This window comes from Burkholderia sp. Nafp2/4-1b (assembly GCF_003635165.1).
GTDB lineage: Bacteria > Pseudomonadota > Gammaproteobacteria > Burkholderiales > Burkholderiaceae > Burkholderia.
In genome coordinates this window covers 11,798-29,776 of record NZ_ML058608.1, presented here as the reverse complement: position 1 = coordinate 29,776, position 17,979 = coordinate 11,798, and the positions used below count along the sequence as shown (strand labels likewise).

General features: G+C 66.5%; 15 protein-coding genes and 1 tRNA gene. 9 read left to right on the top strand and 7 right to left on the bottom strand.

Annotated elements, in window-relative coordinates; genetic code table 11:
- Window positions 1-38: 38 nt before the first annotated feature.
- From C7H84_RS18370 to C7H84_RS18350, 5 genes are all read left to right on the top strand, one after another.
- Complete coding sequence (locus tag C7H84_RS18370) at window positions 39-1,406, top strand: sensor histidine kinase (protein WP_121860123.1); 1,368 nt, start codon at window positions 39-41, stop codon at window positions 1,404-1,406.
- Window positions 1,407-1,418: 12 nt separating this feature from the next.
- Entirely contained in the window at window positions 1,419-2,096 is a 678-nt protein-coding gene (locus C7H84_RS18365; RefSeq protein WP_121860122.1) for a response regulator, read from the top strand.
- 221 nt (window positions 2,097-2,317) lie between these two features.
- Window positions 2,318-3,448 (top strand): porin, encoded by a 1,131-nt coding sequence (locus tag C7H84_RS18360; RefSeq protein WP_121860121.1) that lies wholly within the window; start codon window positions 2,318-2,320, stop codon window positions 3,446-3,448.
- 346 nt (window positions 3,449-3,794) lie between these two features.
- Window positions 3,795-5,813 carry a site-specific DNA-methyltransferase gene (locus C7H84_RS18355; RefSeq protein ID WP_121860120.1) on the top strand — a complete coding sequence of 673 codons (2,019 nt, stop codon included), beginning with the start codon at window positions 3,795-3,797 and terminating at the stop codon, window positions 5,811-5,813.
- Window positions 5,813-8,848, top strand: coding sequence for a DEAD/DEAH box helicase family protein (locus C7H84_RS18350; protein ID WP_121860119.1), 3,036 nt, complete (start codon window positions 5,813-5,815; stop codon window positions 8,846-8,848). The genes C7H84_RS18355 and C7H84_RS18350 overlap by 1 nt, the downstream gene beginning before the upstream one ends.
- Before the next feature lie 260 nt (window positions 8,849-9,108).
- Here the strand turns inward: C7H84_RS18350 and C7H84_RS18345 are convergent, their stop codons facing one another.
- The 6 genes from C7H84_RS18345 to C7H84_RS36440 all read right to left on the bottom strand — a co-directional run bounded on the left by C7H84_RS18345 (window position 9,109) and on the right by C7H84_RS36440 (window position 13,084).
- Entirely contained in the window at window positions 9,109-9,480 is a 372-nt protein-coding gene (locus tag C7H84_RS18345) for a hypothetical protein (RefSeq protein WP_121860118.1), read from the bottom strand.
- Between the two features lie 222 nt (window positions 9,481-9,702).
- Window positions 9,703-9,954: a hypothetical protein gene (locus C7H84_RS18340; protein ID WP_121860117.1), complete on the bottom strand. Its 252-nt coding sequence runs from the start codon at window positions 9,952-9,954 to the stop codon at window positions 9,703-9,705.
- 62 nt (window positions 9,955-10,016) lie between these two features.
- Entirely contained in the window at window positions 10,017-10,316 is a 300-nt protein-coding gene (locus C7H84_RS18335) for a hypothetical protein (protein WP_121860116.1), read from the bottom strand.
- A gap of 256 nt (window positions 10,317-10,572) precedes the next feature.
- Entirely contained in the window at window positions 10,573-11,586 is a 1,014-nt protein-coding gene (egtD, locus tag C7H84_RS18330) for an L-histidine N(alpha)-methyltransferase (protein ID WP_121860115.1), read from the bottom strand.
- Entirely contained in the window at window positions 11,570-12,799 is a 1,230-nt protein-coding gene (egtB, locus tag C7H84_RS18325) for an ergothioneine biosynthesis protein EgtB (RefSeq protein ID WP_121860114.1), read from the bottom strand. Before egtB ends, egtD begins: the two co-directional genes overlap by 17 nt.
- A gap of 141 nt (window positions 12,800-12,940) precedes the next feature.
- Entirely contained in the window at window positions 12,941-13,084 is a 144-nt protein-coding gene (locus C7H84_RS36440) for a hypothetical protein (protein ID WP_162999309.1), read from the bottom strand.
- 297 nt (window positions 13,085-13,381) lie between these two features.
- Here C7H84_RS36440 and C7H84_RS18315 point away from each other — a divergent pair, with 297 nt between their 5' ends.
- Together C7H84_RS18315 and C7H84_RS18310 are read left to right on the top strand one after the other, a co-directional pair.
- Window positions 13,382-13,858, top strand: a complete 477-nt coding sequence (locus C7H84_RS18315; RefSeq protein ID WP_121860113.1) for a carboxymuconolactone decarboxylase family protein — start codon at window positions 13,382-13,384, stop codon at window positions 13,856-13,858.
- Window positions 13,858-14,739: a sigma-70 family RNA polymerase sigma factor gene (locus C7H84_RS18310; protein WP_121860112.1), complete on the top strand. Its 882-nt coding sequence runs from the start codon at window positions 13,858-13,860 to the stop codon at window positions 14,737-14,739. Before C7H84_RS18315 ends, C7H84_RS18310 begins: the two co-directional genes overlap by 1 nt.
- Window positions 14,740-14,966: 227 nt before the next feature.
- On the opposite strand, the gene C7H84_RS18305 is transcribed toward C7H84_RS18310, so the two are convergent.
- Window positions 14,967-15,043, bottom strand: a tRNA-Val gene (locus tag C7H84_RS18305).
- Between the two features lie 351 nt (window positions 15,044-15,394).
- Between C7H84_RS18305 and C7H84_RS18300 the strand changes: the two genes are divergently transcribed.
- Window positions 15,395-16,330 carry a glycosyltransferase family 2 protein gene (locus C7H84_RS18300; RefSeq protein WP_121860111.1) on the top strand — a complete coding sequence of 312 codons (936 nt, stop codon included), beginning with the start codon at window positions 15,395-15,397 and terminating at the stop codon, window positions 16,328-16,330.
- A gap of 76 nt (window positions 16,331-16,406) precedes the next feature.
- Window positions 16,407-17,978, top strand: coding sequence for a hypothetical protein (locus tag C7H84_RS18295; protein ID WP_121860110.1), 1,572 nt, complete (start codon window positions 16,407-16,409; stop codon window positions 17,976-17,978).
- Window position 17,979 lies beyond the last annotated feature (1 nt).

Below are 17,979 nucleotides of genomic sequence, written 5' to 3'. Positions count from 1 at the left end.
GGTCAGCCCCCGGCGCGGTTCGGCATTGAGGAGAAGGAATGGCGCACAGCCTGCGCGGGCGGCTTCTGTGGTGGCTGCTGCTGCCGCTCACGGCCTTCGTGGTGATCGCGGGCGCGATGTCGTACGGCACCGCGCGGACCACGGCCGCGCTCGTGCAGGACAGCGCGCTGATCGCGTCGGCGCGCACGATCGGCGAGGACGTCGAGTGGCGCAACGGCATGCCGGCCGCGGACGTGCCGCCCGCCGCGCTCGAGATCTTCGAATCACCGTCGCGCGATTCGGTGTTCTACAAGGTGATCGACGGCCACGGCCGGCTGCTCGCCGGCAACCCGACGCTCGACGTACCGGCCCAGCACGGCGTCGAGCCGACGCTGTACGACACGTCGCTCGACGACGTGCCGCTGCGCGCGGTGGCCTACGACCGCCAGCTGTACGACGAGGGGCAGGTCGAGCCGGTCACGGTGATCGTCGCGAAGACGACGCGCTCGTACGACGCGATGGTCGCGACGATCTGGCGGCCGCAGCTCATGCGGCTGTCGCTGATGCTGGTGCTCGCGATCGTGCTCGTCTATCTGGGCCTCACGCTCGAGCTGCGCCCGCTGATGAAGCTGAAGGACGACGTCGCCGACCGCGGGCCGATGGAACTGGAGCCGATCCGCCCCGAGCGCCTCCAGCATGAGCTGCGGCCGATCGTCGACGCGATCAACCAGTGCATCGCGCGGCTCAATACGCACACGGCCACGCAGCGACGCTTCATCGCCGACGCCGCGCACCAGCTGCGCACGCCGATCGCGGTGCTCGACACGCAGATCCAGTACGCGCAGCAGCGCGGCAACGACGATTATGAACTCTCGTCGGTGCTCGACAGCATGCAGCGCAGCAGCCGCAAGATGGCCGACGTGACCGACAAGCTGCTGCTGCTCGCGCATGCGGAGGCGACGCCGTCGACGCTGCTCACGCATCGCGTCGATCTCGCCGCCGTCGTGTCGAGCGTGCTGGAGGAAACGATCGTGCTCGCGCAGCGGCGCGACATCGACCTCGGCGCGGATCTCGGCGAACGGCTCGACGTCGCGGGCAGCGACAGCCTGCTCACCGCGCTGGTGATGAACCTCGTCGACAATGCGGTGCGCTACACGCAGCCGGGCGGCTGCGTGACGGTCGCCGCGCGGCGCGACGGCGACGCGGTCGTGCTCGAGGTGATCGACAACGGCCCCGGCATTCCGGCCGAAGCGCGGCCGCACGTGTTCAAGCGGTTCTACCGCGTGTCGGCCGACACCGAAGGCTCGGGCCTGGGTCTCGCGATCGTGCGCGAGATCGCGCAGGCGCACGGCGGCAGCGTGACGCTCGCACCGGGCCCCGGCAATCGCGGTATCGTCGTGACCGTGCGGCTGCCCGCCTTTGAATGAAGAGATGTCGTCATGAAACTCCTGCTGGTCGAAGACAACGCCGAACTCGCGCACTGGATCGTGAACCTGCTGCGCGGCGAGGATTTCGCGGTCGACTGCGTCGGCGACGGCGAGCGTGCGGACACGGTGCTGAAGACTGAACACTACGACGCGGTGCTGCTCGACATGCGGCTGCCCGGCATCAGCGGCAAGGAAGTGCTCGCGCGATTGCGGCGCCGCAACGACAACGTGCCGGTGCTGATGCTGACCGCGCACGGCTCGGTCGACGACAAGGTCGACTGCTTCGGCGCGGGCGCCGACGACTACGTGGTCAAGCCTTTCGAATCGCGCGAGCTGGTCGCGCGCATCCGTGCGCTGATCCGCCGGCAGGCTGGCGTCGGCACGACGCAGCTCATGTGCGGCGATCTGGTCTACGCGTTCGGTACGCGCGAATTCCGCTGCGGCGATGCGGTGCTCGCGCTGCGCCGCCGCGAGCATGCGATTCTCGAGACGCTGATGCTGCAGCAGAACAAGACGGTGTCGAAGGCGCGGCTGATGGACAGCGTGTTCGCGCTCGACGACGAGCCGAGCGCCGACGCGATCGACATCTACATCCACCGGCTGCGCAAGCATCTCGCGCCCAGCACGGCCGAGATCATCACGCTGCGCGGGCTCGGCTACATCCTGCGCGCGAAGAGCAGCCAGGACTGACGCGGCGCGCCGCGCGCTTGCCGGCGCGCCAGCCCGATTCGCGATTGTTGCGCGTTCGGTGTTTTCACCGATCCGATTCTTTCCTCCGGGAAAGCGGCGTGAAGGATTGCACCCTCTACGATGCTATGCGTCGGCCCTCTCGCTGTGGTCGGCACTATTCGGCACACATTACGTAGTGCCAACAAACAGATTTCAAATGCGGCAGTTCGGAGGAGACGATCTTGAAACGAAAAACCCTTGCCCTTTCCATCGCGGCGGCAGGCCTGTGCGCCGGCACCCAGGCGTACGCGCAGTCGAGCGTGCAGCTCTATGGCCTGATGGACCTGAGTTTTCCGACCTACCGGACCCACGCCGATGCGAACGGCAATCACGTGATCGGGATGGGTAACGCAGGCGAGCCGTGGTTCAGCGGCAGCCGCTGGGGCCTGAAAGGCGCTGAAGACATCGGCGGCGGCACGAAGATCATCTTCCGCCTCGAAAGCGAATTCGTGGTCGCGAACGGCCAGATGGAAGACGAAGGCCAGATCTTCGACCGCGACGCGTGGGTCGGCGTCGAGGACGAGCGCTTCGGCAAGCTGACGGCCGGCTTCCAGAACACGATCGCGCGCGACGCATCGGCGAATTACGGCGATGCGTACGGCTCGTCGAAGCTGACGACCGAGGAAGGCGGCTGGACCAACTCGAACAACTTCAAGCAGATGATTTTCTACGCGGCCGGCCCGACCGGCACCCGTTACAACAACGGCGTCGCGTGGAAGAAGCTGTTCAGCAACGGCATCTTCGCGAGCGCCGGCTACCAGTTCAGCAACTCGACCTCGTTCGCGACCGGCTCCGCCTACCAGGCCGCGCTCGGCTACAACGGTGGCCCGTTCACCGTGTCGGGCTTCTACAACCACGTGAACCACAACGGCTTCCGGAACCAGACGTTCTCGGTCGGCGGCAACTACACGTTCGACATCGTGCGCCTGAATGCCGGCTACTTCCGCTACAACGGCGACCAGGGCCCGCTCGGCCAGCGTCACGACGATTCGTGGACGGTGTCGATGAAGATCGCGCCGAAGGGCGCGCTCGACTACGAGCTCGGCTACCAGCAGATGCGCATCAAGAACGCCGCGAATAACGCGGACGGCTTCACGCCGAACGCCAACCTCGGCGCGTTCAGCCTGACCAACGGCGTCGCCAACGGCTTCAAGGAGACGATCTACGGGTCGGTGTTCTACCACCTGAGCAAGCGCACCGAGGTGTACCTCGCCGGCGACTACATGAAGCTGCATGGCGGCTACACGGTGTCGTCGACGTTCGGCGCGAAGAACCAGCTCGAACTGACGTCGGGCATCCGTACGCGGTTCTGACCACCAGCGGGGCTCGTCGAGCCCCGCCGCATCCTCCATCCGGGATTCTCCATACGGGCACGCCGGCGCACCGCGCCGACCGTGCCCTTTTTTTCGTCCTTTTTTCGGCTTCTCCGCCGCGTACCGGAATGCCCGGGAACACCCGCCGGGCGGCCCGCGCGACACGCGGCCCGAAGCCGCCTGCGGCCCGTCGGGCGGGCGATCGCGGCCGATGCGCGCACGATCGCCTCACATCGGTGCTTGACCTGCGCCGACCGACTCGCTAGCGTTTCGGGTTTGCCCGGGTGGCCGTTGCCACCGCAGCCGTGAGTGCGCCCGACGTCCTGGCGCACGCGGCCGGGCTCCGATGGAAAAGACGATGCAGAAACTCGATGCGGCGAACCCGCAGGCGATGTCGACGGATTTCACCGCCGACAACGTCGCGCGCCTGAAGGCGCTGTTCCCCGAACTCGTGACCGAAGGCCCGGACGGCGCGTCGGTCGACGTCGACGTGCTGAAGGCGCTGGTCGGCGAACGCACCGTCGGCGACGCCGACGAGCGCTACGGCTTCCACTGGCACGGCAAGCGCAGCGCGCGCCAGGCCGCGCTCACGCCGTCGACGGGCACGCTGCGCCCGTGCCCCGGCGACAGCGTCGCGTGGGACGACACGCGCCATCTCGTGATCGAGGGCGACAATCTCGACGTGATGAAGCTGCTGCACAAGAGTTACGCGGGCAAGGTGAAGCTCGTCTACATCGACCCGCCGTACAACACCGGCAGCGACTTCGTCTATCCGGACGACTTCAGCGACAGCATCCGCCACTACCTGGCGATGACGGGCCAGACCGACGCCGGCGTGAAGCGCAGCACCAATACCGAGGCGAACGGCCGGTTCCATACCGACTGGCTGAACATGATGTATCCGCGCCTGAAGCTCGCGCACGCGCTGCTGTCCGACGAAGGGCTGATCGCCGTGCACATCGACGAGCACGAGGTGCATGCGCTCGTGCTGATGCTGCGCGAGATCTTCGGCGAGGAGAACGAGCTCGGCGTCGCCGTGTGGGACAAGCGCAACCCGAAGGGCGACGCGCGCGGCGTCGCGTACCAGCACGAATCGCTGGTGCTGTTCGCGCGCAACGCCGAGACGCTGCTCGAACAGGCACCGCTGAAGCGCCCGAAGCGCAACGCGCAGCGCATGCTCGATGCCGCGCACGACGCGGTGTACCGCAGCGGCAACGCGAAGGACGCGCAGAAGGCGTATCGCGCGTGGATGAAGGCGCAGACCAACCTGTCCGGCGGCGAGGTGATGTACGACCGGCTGTCGGCGGAAGGCCGCGTGTACCGTCTCGTGTCGATGGCGTGGCCGAACAAGAAGAAGGCGCCGGACGAGTATTTCACGCCGCTGCTCCACCCGGTCACCGGCAAGCCGTGCGCGATGCCGGCGCGCGGCTGGCGCAATCCGCCCGCGACGATGCAGGCGCTGATCGAGCGCGGCCAGATCGAATTCGGCCCGGATGAAACCACGCAGCCGCAGCGGATCTACTACCTCGACGAGAACATGTACGAGAACGTGCCGTCGGTGCTGCCGTTCGCCGGCTCCGACGACGCGCTGTTGAAGACGCTCGGCATCCCGTTCGACCAGCCGAAGCCGGTCGACTTCGCGGCGGCCGTGATCGGCTGGTGCACGCGCGGCGACGACATCGTGCTCGACTGCTTCGCCGGTTCCGGTTCGACCGGGCACGCGGTGATGCAGGTGAACGCGACCGACGGCGGCGCGCGCCGCTACATCCTCGTGCAGCTGCCCGAGGCGCTCGACCGCCGCGACAAGACGCAGCTGGCGGCCGCCGAGTTCTGCGCGAAGCTGAAGAAGCCGCTGACGCTCGCGGAAATCACGAAGGAGCGCTTGCGCCGCACCGCGCAGCAGGTCGCGCGCGACTATCCGGAAAGCTATGGCGACCTCGGCTTCCGCGTGTACCGGCTCGACACGACCAACGTGATCGAATGGGATCCGCGCCGCGACGACTTCGACCACGCGCTGTTCGCGTCCGTCGAGCACGTGAAGACCGGCCGCACCGAGGACGACCTGCTCGCCGAGCTCACGTTGAAGCTCGGCCTCGATCTGTGCACGCCGGTCGAGCATCACCCGGTGGCCGGCAAGACCGTGCACCTGATCGGCCGCTCGATCGTCGCGTGCTTCGATGCGCGCATCTCGCGCGACGATGCGGGCCCGCTCGCCGACGGCATCGTCGAGCTGCTCGATGCGACCGGCGCGTCGCATGACGTCACGTGCCTGTTCCGCGACAGCGGCTTCGTCGACGACGTCGCGAAGCTCAATCTCGCCGCGCTGCTCGAACAGCACGGCGTGAAGCGCGTGCGGAGCCTGTGATGCGGCTGCATTTCGAAGCGGATCTCGACTATCAGCGCGACGCGATCGACGCCGTCTGCGACCTGTTTCGCGGTCAGGAATCGTATCGCGGCGACTTCAGCGTACTCGCGAACGCCGCGCCCGGCACCACGGCCGCCGCGCAAGGCTCGCTCGGCTTCGCGGTGTCGGAGCAAGGCGTCGGCAACCGGCTGTCGCTGACCGACGACGCGCTCGCGCGCAATCTCGCCGACGTGCAGCTGCGCGGCGGGCTGCCGCCGTCCGGCCTGCCCGGCTCGCGCGACTTCACCGTCGAGATGGAAACCGGCACCGGCAAGACCTACGTGTACCTGCGCACGATCTTCGAGCTGAACCGCCGCTACGGCTTCACGAAGTTCGTGATCGTCGTGCCGTCGATCGCGATCAAGGAAGGCGTGCACAAGACGCTCGCGATCACCGAGGATCATTTCCGCTCGCTGTACGCGGGCGTGCCGTACGACTACTTTCTGTACGACTCCGCGAAGCTCGGCCAGGTGCGCCACTTCGCGGCGAGCGCGGCGATCCAGATCATGGTGATGACGGTTGCCGCGATCAACAAGAAAGAGATCAACAATCTCTACAAGGACAGCGAGAAGACCGGCGGCGAAAAGCCGATCGACCTGATCCGCGCGACGCGGCCGATCGTGATCGTCGACGAGCCGCAAAGTGTCGACGGCGGGCTCGAGGGGCGCGGGCGCGAAGCGCTCGCCGCGATGGCGCCGCTCTGCACGCTGCGCTATTCGGCCACGCACGTCGACCGCCACCACATGGTGTACCGGCTCGATGCGGTCGACGCGTACGAGCGCAAGCTGGTCAAGCAGATCGAGATCGCATCGGCGATCGTCGAGGATGCGCACAACAAGCCGTACGTGCGGCTCGTCGGCGTGTCGAACCGGCGCGGCGCGATCAGCGCGCGCATCGAGCTCGACGTCGCGACCGCGGCAGGCGTGAAGCGCCAGATCGTGTCGGCGACCGACGGCGACGATCTCGAGCGCTTGACCAAACGCGCGCTGTACGCGGGGCTGCGGATCGGCGAAGTGCATGCGGTGAAGGGTGCCGAGTACGTCGAGCTGCGCCATCCGGAAGGCGAGGCGTTCCTGTCGCTCGGCGAAGCATTCGGCGACATCGACACGCTGGCCGTGCAGCGCGAGATGATCCGCCGCACGATCCGCGAGCATCTCGACAAGGAATTGCGCCTTGCCGAGCGCGGCGTGAAGGTGCTGTCGCTGTTCTTCGTCGACTCGGTCGAACGCTATCGCCGCTACGACGAGAACGGGATGCCCGTGAAGGGCGACTACGCGCTGATCTTCGAAGAGGAATATGCGCGCGCGGCCCGTGTGCCGGCCTACCGTGCGCTGTTCGACGGCGTCGACGTCGCGCTGGAAGTCGAGCGCGCGCACAACGGCTACTTCTCGATCGACCGCAAGGGCGGCTGGACCGACACGAGCGAGAGCAGCGCCGCGGCGCGCGAGAACGCCGAGCGTGCGTACGGCCTCATCATGCGCGAGAAGGAAGCGCTGCTGTCGTTCGACACGCCGCTGAAGTTCATCTTCTCGCACTCCGCGCTGAAGGAAGGCTGGGACAACCCGAACGTATTCCAGATCTGCACGCTGCGCGACATCCAGACCGAACGCGAGCGCCGCCAGACGCTCGGCCGCGGGCTGCGCCTCGCCGTCGACCAGGACGGCGAACGCGTGCGCGATCCGGGCGTGAACACGCTCACCGTGATCGCGACCGAGCGCTACGAGTCGTTCGCCGAGAATCTGCAGAAGGAAATCGAGGCCGACACCGGCATTCGCTTCGGGATCGTCGAGGAACACCAGTTCGCGGCGCTGCCGGTGCAGGAAGGCGACGGGCCCGCGCACGCGCTCGGCATCGAGCTGTCGCGCGTGCTGTGGGCGCATCTGCATGAGCAGGGCTACGTCGACGCGCAGGGCAAGGTGCTCGACCGGCTGAAGGATGCGCTGCGCCAGAGCGCGCTCGTGCTGCCTGAAGCGTTCGAGACGCTGCGCGCGCCGATCGTCGCGACGCTGCGCAAGCTGTCGGGCCGCTTCGCGGTGCGCAATGCGGACGAGCGTCGCGCGATCGCGCTGCGGCGCGACGCGTCGGGCAAGGCCGTCGTGTTCGGCGACGACTTCCGCGCGCTGTGGGACCGCATCCGCCATCGCACCGTGTACAGCGTCGAGTTCGACAACGCGAAGCTCGTGCGCGACTGCACGGCCGCGCTGCGCGCCGCGCCGGACATCGCGCGCGCACGGCTGCAGTGGCGCAAGGCCGAGATCGACATCGGCAAGGCCGGCATCGAGGCGGTCGAAGTGGCCGGCGCCGGCACGGTGCTGATCGATGAAGGCGAGTTGCCGCTGCCCGACCTGCTCACCGAACTGCAGGACCGCACGCAACTCACGCGCCGTTCGCTCGCGACGATCCTTGCCGACAGCGGTCGGCTCGACGATTTCCGCGTGAATCCGCAGCAGTTCATCGCGCTGGCCGCCGATGCGATCAATCGCTGCAAGCGGCTCGCGCTGGTCGCCGGCATCGCGTATCGCAAGCTCGGCGAACGGCACGTGCATGCACTCGAATCGTTCGAGAACGAGGCGCTGACCGGCTATCTGCGCAACCTGCGGCTCGATGCGCGCAAGTCGATCCACGAGGCCGTCGTATGCGAAACCGACGCGGAACGCGCGTTCGCCGATGCGCTGGAAGCGCACGACGGCGTGAAGCTGTACGCGAAGCTGCCGGCCTGGTTCCGCGTGCCGACTCCGCTCGGCAGCTATCACCCGGACTGGGCGGTGCTGGCGGAGCAGGATGGCGGCGAGCGGCTGTACTTCGTCGTCGATACGCCGAACGCCGATGGCGACGTGACGAGCGAGCACGAGCGCGCGAAGCTCGCGTGCGGCGAAGCGCATTTCCGCGCGCTGGTGGATGGAGGTGACGCGGCGCGATTCGTGCGCGTCAGGCAGGCCGATGCGTTGTTCGAGCCCGGCGCATCCATCGCGCCGCTGACGGGCACGGGACGCTGAAATGAAGGGTGGCGACGAGCCACCCTTTTTTCATTGAAGGGGCCGCGACGCTGCGGCGATCCCCGTCTCGACGCCGGTGAATCCTGCTGTCATTCGAGTGAAAGCGATTCGTAGCCTCGCGCGTGCGCAAACCCGGTTACGGCTGGTTGCAAATCGGGGTCGATGCGATGCTCGCGTGCGACACGCTGCGTACGCACTTTTCGCCACGGCCATGAAAAAAGGGCGCCGAAGCGCCCTGCTTTCGCATGCGTGCGCCGCGCTTACAGCGTGCGGCCGAATGCGTTGCGATGCCCGTGATGCGTGGACGTCGACGCGTGGGCGGTGTGCCCATGGGAGCGCCCGTGGCCGCGGCCCGGCTGCGCGCCGGCGCGGTCGGCGATCGAATCGGAGCGGTCGGCCGCGCGTGCCAGGCCCTTGTCGCGGTCGCCCGCGTGCATGCCGTTTGAATTGCTCAGCGCTTCGCCGCTCATGTGGCCGGCCGACATGCCGCCCGCATTGCCACCCATGCCACCTGCACCATGGCCGCCGCCGTTGCCACCGCCACCATTGCCGCCGGCCGCCGCATTCGCGGAAACGGCGCCGAGTGCGAGCAGCGCAGCTGCGAGCACGGAAAGATATCGTTGCGTTTTCATTGTTTGCTCCCTGGAGCGCGTTCGAGTGACTGCATTTTAGGAGTGCGCGGGCGTTGTGCGATCCGGCGTTGTAAATGATCGTAACGGCACGCGGGGCACTCATTCGTCAGATCAATTTACGGGGATTCGGTACGCGGTGGTGAACTGCGGGGCCGTGGTCGGCCGGCAATGAAGATGAGAGGCGGAGACGGCGCCGTTGCGCCGTTCCGCCAGGGAGTGCGCTTACTGCGACGCCTGATCGTCGTGCGCAGCCTTGCGTTGTGCGGCCTGTTCCTTCTCGTGCTTCTTCGCCATGTGATGACCGACGATGCAGCCGCCGGCCGCGCCGGCCACGCCGTGATGTCCCGCGTAGTGGCCGGCGACGCCGCCGACCACCGCGCCCTTCATGCAGCCCGCCGCGTGCGCGCTGCCGATGGTTGCGAGCGCAACGACAGCAGCCGTCGCACACAACCTGAGATGTCGAATGGGCTTCATGCGATCACTCTCCTTTGTCCGTGGTGATCCGTGTACGCGTCGTCAGCCGGTCGCCACGTGCCTCAGTCCCAGCGGCCGCGCCAGCCGCCACCGTGGTCGCGGCGCTCACGCCACTCGTGCTCGCGCCATTCACGGCGGCGCCACTCGTGTTCGCGCCATTGACGCGCACGCCAGTCGTCATCGCGATAGCCCACCGGCGCATACACCACCGGCGGAGGCGGCGCGACGTAGACGGGTTCCGGCGCCGCGTAGACACCCGGCACGCCGATCCCGACCGACAGGTCGACGTGGGCCGATGCGACGCCCGACGCGGCCAGCGCCGCTACACCGAGGACTGCACCGAGAATAAGTTTCTTGCTCATTTCGCGACTCCCTGCACGTGGCGTGCTTGATGTGACTACGGTTCCCACTGTAGGCATCAGAGGCAGACACAGGTGAAACCGGTGTGCGAGAGCGGTAACGGTCGTTTACGGGCGGGCGTAGCGCCTTGCAGGACAAGGATGACGCGTGAATCGACACGTCGTTGCAACGGCGTGTCGATACGGTGAAAGCGGGAATTTTTGCCGGAGAACGCGTCGGCCGCACCGCCGCACCCCGTGCGAGCGGCGCGCCACGCCGTTACGCGCGGATGTCGTCGACGCTGCGCAGCCAGTGCACGCTGAACAGGTTGTCCGAATCGGTCCACACGGTGTCGGGCTCGAATCCCGCCCGCCTTGCGATCGCACGGAAGCCGTCGATCGTGAACTTGTGCGAATTCTCCGTATGGATGCGCTCGCCGGCCTCGAAGCGGAACGCGTGGCCGCGCACGTGAACCGTCTGCGCGATGTCGCTGACGAGATGCATCTCGATGCGCTGCCGCTCGCGATCGTAGAACGCGCAATGCGAGAACGCGTCGAGATCGAAATCCGCACCGAGCTCCGCGTTCGCGCGCGCGAGCAGGTTCAGGTTGAACTGCGCGGTCACGCCCTGCGCGTCGTTGTACGCGTGATGCAGCGTGCGCTCGTCCTTCACGAGATCCGCGCCGACCAGCAGGCCGCCGCCGCGCAACAGCCGCGCGGCGTCGCGCAGGAACGCGTCGGCTTCCTCCGGCGAGAAGTTGCCGATCGTCGAGCCCGGGAAGAAGCCGATGCGCCGCCGCGGCGTCTCGGTCAGCTCGGCCAGTTGCTCCGCCTTCGTGTAGTCGGCCGCGATCGGCGCGACGTCGAGCCACGGATACGCGGCACGCAGCCGCGCGGCCGCGCCGTGCAGGTAGTCCGCGGAGATATCGATCGGCACGTAGCGCGCCGGCGCGTTCGCGTAGTTGTCCGCGCATGCGTCGAGCAGCACGCGGATCTTCTCGAGCGAGCCGGCGCCGAATTCGACGATGTCCGCATGCGGGCCGACGCGCCGCACGATCTCGGCTGCGCGATCGCGCAGGATGCCGAGCTCGGTGCGTGTCGGGTAGTACTCGGGCAGTTCGCAGATGCGGTCGAACAGCGCGGAGCCGGCCGCATCGTAGAAGTATTTCGGCGGGATGCTGCGCGGCGTGCGCGACAGTCCGTCGATCAGGTCGCGCTCGAACGCGCTCGGCCGCGTGTCGCGGGCGGGTTGCAGGCCACCGCTCGTGGCCGTCAGGTCAGACGTCTCGCGCAAGTCGCACCCCCGTGAATTGCCAGCGCGCGGCCGGCGGAAAGAAATTGCGGTACGTCGGCCGTTCGTGCCCCGGCGGCGTCGCGATGCTGCTGCCGCGCAGGACCTGCTGGCCGACCATGAACTTGCCGTTGTATTCGGCAGCGACCCCGGCCAGCGGCCGAAAGCCCGGATACGGCTCGTAGGACGAACGCGTCCACTGCCACACGTGCCCGAGCATCTGTTGAATTCCTTCCGCGCCGAACGCGGCTTCCCATTCGAACTCCGTCGGCAGGCGGGCGCCGGCCCATTCCGCATACGCGGCCGCTTCGTAGAAGCTCACGTGGCACACCGGCGCATCGGGCGCGAGCGGTTCCACGCCGTGCAGGCCGAACGTGCGCCATGCGTGGGCGGTCGCCGGATCACCGTCATCGTCGGGAATCCAGTACGCGGGCCCTTGCCACCCTTCCCGCTGCACCGTCGCCCAACCGTCGGACAACCAGTATTCGGGGCGCGCGTAGCCGCCGTCCGCGATGAAGGCCGCGAATTCCGCATTCGTCACCAGACGGTTCGCGATCTCGCACGGCCGCACGAGCGCCGTATGGCGCGGCCGTTCGTTGTCGAACGAGAACGCATCGCCGTCGTGACCGATCTCGACGAGCCCGCCCGGCTGATGCAGCCAGCGCAGCGGGCCGGCATCGCCGGCGGCCAGTGCCGTGTGCGTATCGGCGTTGCTGCGCGGGCGGAAGGCCGGCTTCAGCGGATTGCACGAGAACGCATGCAGCATGTCCGTGACGATCAGTTCCTGATGCTGCTGCTCGTGATGCAGGCCGAGTTCGATCTCGGGCGCGATCGCGGCGAGCAATGCCGGATCGGCACCATCGAGCGCGCGCAGCATCGCTTCGTCGACATGCAGGCGGTACGCATGCACTTCGTCCAGCGACGGACGCGTGAGCAGCCCGCGCTGCGGCCGCGGATGGCGCGGGCCGAGTGCTTCGTAATAGGAATTGAAGAGGAACTGGAACGTGTCGTTGAACGGCGCGTAGCCGGGCACGCGGCGCATCAGCACGACGGTTTCGAAGAACCAGGTCGTATGCGCGAGGTGCCATTTCACCGGGCTCGCGTCGGGCATCGACTGCACGGCCTGATCTTCGGCGGATAGCGTCGCGGTCAACGCGACGCTATGGGCGCGCACGTCCTGGAAACGGCGCTGAAGCTGGGATGCAGGGAGGCTCATCGGTTTACCGTCCACGTCGCGATTCGCTGCGTTGCGTTGCCGGAAAAGGGAAAGCCTTGCGCTCGAATGCGCGCGGCTGACGTGCGACCTTCGTTGTTGCGTCGTCGGGCAGCCGGCGCGCGCCGGGCCGCTGAGGCGGCGTCACTTCATCTGCCCGTGCAGAACAGTATGGGCCAGAAATGTAAACGTCGCGAATCCGATTTCGGGTGAAACAAAGGCGAAAGAAAAATGAAAGCATGCGCGTTGCGGGCTTCGGCGATATGCCGAGCTGTCGATGCCCGTCATGGCGGGGCTCGGCCGACGACAGCAATGCGCATGCCTACGCGGCCGCACTGCTGACGCCCGATGACAGTCACGCGGAGCCAATGAAAGGTCGATGGTGCGGGGCTCGGCGGCAGCACGGCGTCATGTGCGAATACTGGCTGCGTCGGACGCGCGGGTCTCATGGTGCATTGGCACTACGCTCCGCTGCCCTTCCCTCCACACCCTTCCCGGCCTTTGAAAAATTTTTCGTGTCGATGTCACACGCGCGGGGTGCTCGCTCGTCATATCAGCGAAACCCACGCCAAAGGAGAAGGAACCATGACTGCGAAACTCAATCCGTTTGCCGCCGCCCCCGCGTTGATGAAGAACTGGATGACCGTGTCGGTCGCCGCTGCCGGGAGCCTCGAGCCGACGCTGATCGAGCTGGTCAAGATCCGCGCATCGCAGATCAACGCGTGCGCGAACTGCCTTAACATGCACACCGTCGAGGCGCGCGAGCAAGGAGAGACCGAGCAGCGCATCAACCTGTTGGCCGCCTGGCGCGAAGCCCCCTGCTACACCGACCGCGAACGTGCGGCGCTCGGCTGGACCGAAGCGCTCACGCGGCTGTCGGAGGGCCACGGTGCGCACGAAGCCGCGTATGCGGCGCTGAACGATCACTTCAGCCAGGAGGAACAGGTGAAACTCACGCTGATGATCAATGTGATCAACGGCTGGAACCGGCTTGCCGTCGGCTTCGGACTGTGGGTCGATCCGGCCGACGCGAAGGCCGCTGCCGCGAAGATGGTCTCCTGATGACGAGCGTCGATTCGGGCGCCGGCAACGCCGCGGACCGTGCTGATGCAGCGTCGAGTTTCGACCCGCTGCGTCGCACGCTGATTCGCGTCGCCTACCGGATGCTTGGTTCCGTCGCGGACGCCGAGGACATGGTGCAGGAGGCGTTCATCCGCTGGATGGACGTCGATCGCACCGAGGTCCGCGTGCCGGAGGCGTTCCTGCGCCGCATGGTGATGCGCATGTGCCTCGATCAGCTGAAGTCCGCGCGACACCTGCGCGAGACCTACATCGGCCCGTGGCTGCCCGAGCCGGTCGTCGAGGAAGATGAACAGGAGGACGTCACGCTGCCGTTGATGCTCGCGCTCGAGCGGTTGTCGCCGCTGGAGCGCGCGGCGTTCTTGCTGCACGACGTGTTCGGCCTCGAGTTCGACGAGATCGCGACGACGATCCAGCGCGACCCGGCCGCCTGCCGGCAGCTCGCCGCGCGGGCGCGTACGCATGTGCGCGACGCGCGGCCGCGCTTCCATGTCGAGAAGCAGCGCGGGATCGAGCTGGCCGAGGCGTTCTTCGCGGCGTCACGCAGCGGCGACATGCGCGCGCTCGGCGCGATGCTTGCCGAGGACGTGAGCCTGCATTCGGACGGCGGCGGCAAGCGCGCGGCTGCGGGCAAGCCGGTGCTCGGCTTCGATCTCGTGATGAAAGTGCACGCGTACCTGGCCGAGCTGTTCGCCACGCATGCGTCGAAGCTCGTGCGGGCGGGGTTCATCAACGGGTTGCCGGGGTTCGTCACGCTGGAAGCCGATGGAGAATTGCGGACCACGGCGCTCGAGATCGATGACGGGAAGATCGTCGCGATCTATGTCGTGCGGAATCCTGACAAGTTGAAGCATCTGCATTGAAGGTGGCGGGTGGGCTTCTGGCGCCCGCGTCCCCTGCTCTGCGTGCTGATTTGCCGATTGCCGGCCGCTGCTCGCCATGCGCGACCCGCACGTTCATCGACACGTGCATGCGCGGTTTGGGCCGCAAAAAGAAAAACGCCACGCGATGTTGCCGCGTGGCGTTTGTATGTTGGCGAGCCGGATTGCCTGTAGGCAATGCGTGCTGCCGGACCCCTTCATTTGTTCGTTGGTAGGCTCGATTGGATTCGAACCAACGACCCCCACCATGTCAAGGTGGTGCTCTAACCAACTGAGCTACGAGCCTAAGAAGCCGCGAATTATAGAGAGGGTTTTTGAGGAGCACAAGCCCCTTTGTGAAAATTTTTTGAATCGAGCGTGTGTCCAGGGGGACCGCCCGGTGTGCAAAGCAAATCGCGATCGCATCCGGGTTCATCCTCACTGCGACGTCTCACCGGGCCGGAGCACGTTCCGTCATAATGGATTCGTCGCGAATCCAGGCCGGGATCGCGAACGATAATCAAGAGCAGGAACCGGCCCGATCCAGCCACGGGGAACAGGCGCGCGTGACGCACCACGCGCCGGCCACATTGCACTAACCAGTACCCCTCGTGACGACGGCAGACCGCAACGTACGCGTAACGATATCGGGGTGGGTATGGTCGCGCTCAATCTGGTAATTCCCTGCTTCAACGAAGAAGCCGTGTTGCCGGAAACCGTACGCCGGCTCACGATCCTGCTTGATCAGCTTGCCCGAGAAGGCGTCATTGACGGCGCGAGCGGTGTGACGTTTATCGACGACGGTTCGCATGATCGGACCTGGTCGCTCATCGAAGGCTTCCATGCCGCCGATCCGCGTATCCATGGCCTAAAGCTGTCGCGCAACCACGGGCACCAGAATGCGCTGCTCGCCGGCCTCATGAAGGTGAACGGCGACGTGCTGATCAGTCTCGACGCCGATCTCCAGGACGACCTCGATGCGATCCCGCGCATGCTGCGCGAATACCAATCCGGCGCCGAGATCGTATTCGGCGTGCGGCAGCGTCGTGACAGCGATGGCTTCTTCAAGCGCGTCAGCGCGCGCGGCTACTACCGGCTGCTGCGCCGCTTCGGCGTCGACATCTTGCCGGATCACGCGGACTTCCGCCTGATGAGTCGCCGGGCGATCGAGGAATTGCGCGGCTTCCGCGAGGTCAATCTGTTCCTGCGCGGCATCGTGCCGCTGCTGGGCTTCCGGACGGCGATCGTCCGGTACGACCGGCAGCCGCGCTTCGCCGGCGAAAGCAAATATCCATTGGCGAGGATGATCCTGCTCGCATCGGACGGTGTCGCGTCGTTTTCGACGAAGCCGCTGCAATGGAGCGCATATGTTGGCGCCCTGCTCGCGCTGGCCTCGACCGTGTTTGGCGTCTGGGCACTGTCGATCCGGCTGTTCACCGACCGTTCGGTGCCGGGTTGGGCGTCCACCGTGATCCCGATGTACTTTCTCGGCGGCCTGCAGCTGCTGTTCCTCGGCGTGATCGGCGGCTATGTCGCGAAGATCTATTCGGAGACGAAGCAACGCCCGCGCTTCATCGTCGAGAAGACGCTATGACGGGCAATCGGTCCTGTACCGCAACGATCCGGCACGTGGCCGGCGACGTCGGTATCTCACGCGGGGGACTCGCGCAATGGATGAGAGCACGGTAAGCGGCCGCCTGCCGCACGCGTGGCCATATCGCGCAGTGGATCGTGCGTTGCGGGCGCTGTTCGTTGCGACGGTCGCGGCGGCCGGCCTGCTGTTCTGGCTCGCGCCGCACCCGCCGATGGTCGATCTTCCGCAACATGCGGCACAGGTCGCCACGCTGCACGACATGCTGCTTGGCCAGTCGCCCTGGGCGCCGCTGCTGCGGATCAACCTCTTTACACCCTACCTGCTCGGCTATGGCGCGGCGGCCGCACTGTCGTTCGTGATGCCGGTCACTGCCGCGTTCAAGGTCATGCTGACCCTGTCGTTCTACGGTTTCGTCGCCGCGTACATCGCGCTACGCCGGCGTCTCGGTACGGACCCGCGCCTCGACTGGCTGTGCGTGCCCGGGTTCTTCGGCTTCGCGTATGAATTCGGCCTCTATTCGTATCTGGTCGCCGCGCCGGTCGCGATGATCTTCATTGCGCTTGCGCTCGACTATGCCGAGCAGCCGACCGCTCGCCGCGGCACTGTACTGACGCTCGTCAATCTTGCGCTGTTTTTCTCGCACGGGCTGATCTTCGTGTTCGCGAACGCGATCGGCGCGTTGTTCCTGCTTGTGCGCCGGCCCCGCACGTTTCCGCGCGCACTGCTTGCCGCGTGGCCGTATGCGGTGCTCGCGCTTGTCACGGTGCTGTACGCGCTATTGCATCGTGACGTCGATCTGGCCCCGATGTATCCGTTCACCGTGATCTGGACCATCAATCCACTGGCCCGAATGATTGCCGCCGTGTTCTATCCGTGGGGTATTACCGCCGACGACGGTACGCTGCTGGCCTTCCTGTTGATCGTTGCCGCACCGTTCCTGATGGCGTCGAGGGCAAACCGACACGTCACCGCCTATGTACCGGCAACCGTCCTGACCGTTGTCTGGTTTGGCGTGCCGCTGTTCGCGATCAATACGTTCTTCCTGTTTCCGCGCTTCGCGCTGTTCCTGTTTCCGTTCTATGCATTGATGTTCCGGGCGCCCATGCCGGCGGAGCCAGGTCGAGGGGCGACGCCATGGCTCGCGCTGACGGCGCAGTTGATCCTTGCCGGAATCTGCGCCGGCTTCGTCGCGCAGCAAGGCGTGCGCGTGCTGCGCTTCGCCGACGAGAGCGCTGATTTCGACCTGGTCGCCAACACGATCGAACCGGCGCAGCGCGGCCTCGGGATCATCGTCGACCGGGCGAGCGTGGCTGCGGATAATCCGTTCGTCTACGAGAACTTTCCGGTCTGGTATCAGGCCGAGCATCGCGGGTTCGTCGATTTCAATGCCGCACGGTTCCCGCCGCAGATCGTCCGCTTCCGGCTCGACCGGCTGCCCGGCGTGGGGCCGTCCGACGTCTCGCCGCAGCAGTTGTACCAGCACTTCAACTGGCAGCGGCACCAGGGGCGCCTGTACCGGTACTTCTTCGTCCGCGCCGAAACACCGCTGCCGGACGCGTTTTTCGCCAATCCGGACTGTCGCGTCGTGCGCGTGAAGACGGCGGGCGAATGGTCAGTGTATGAGAAGCAGGCTTGTCGGGGCGATTGAT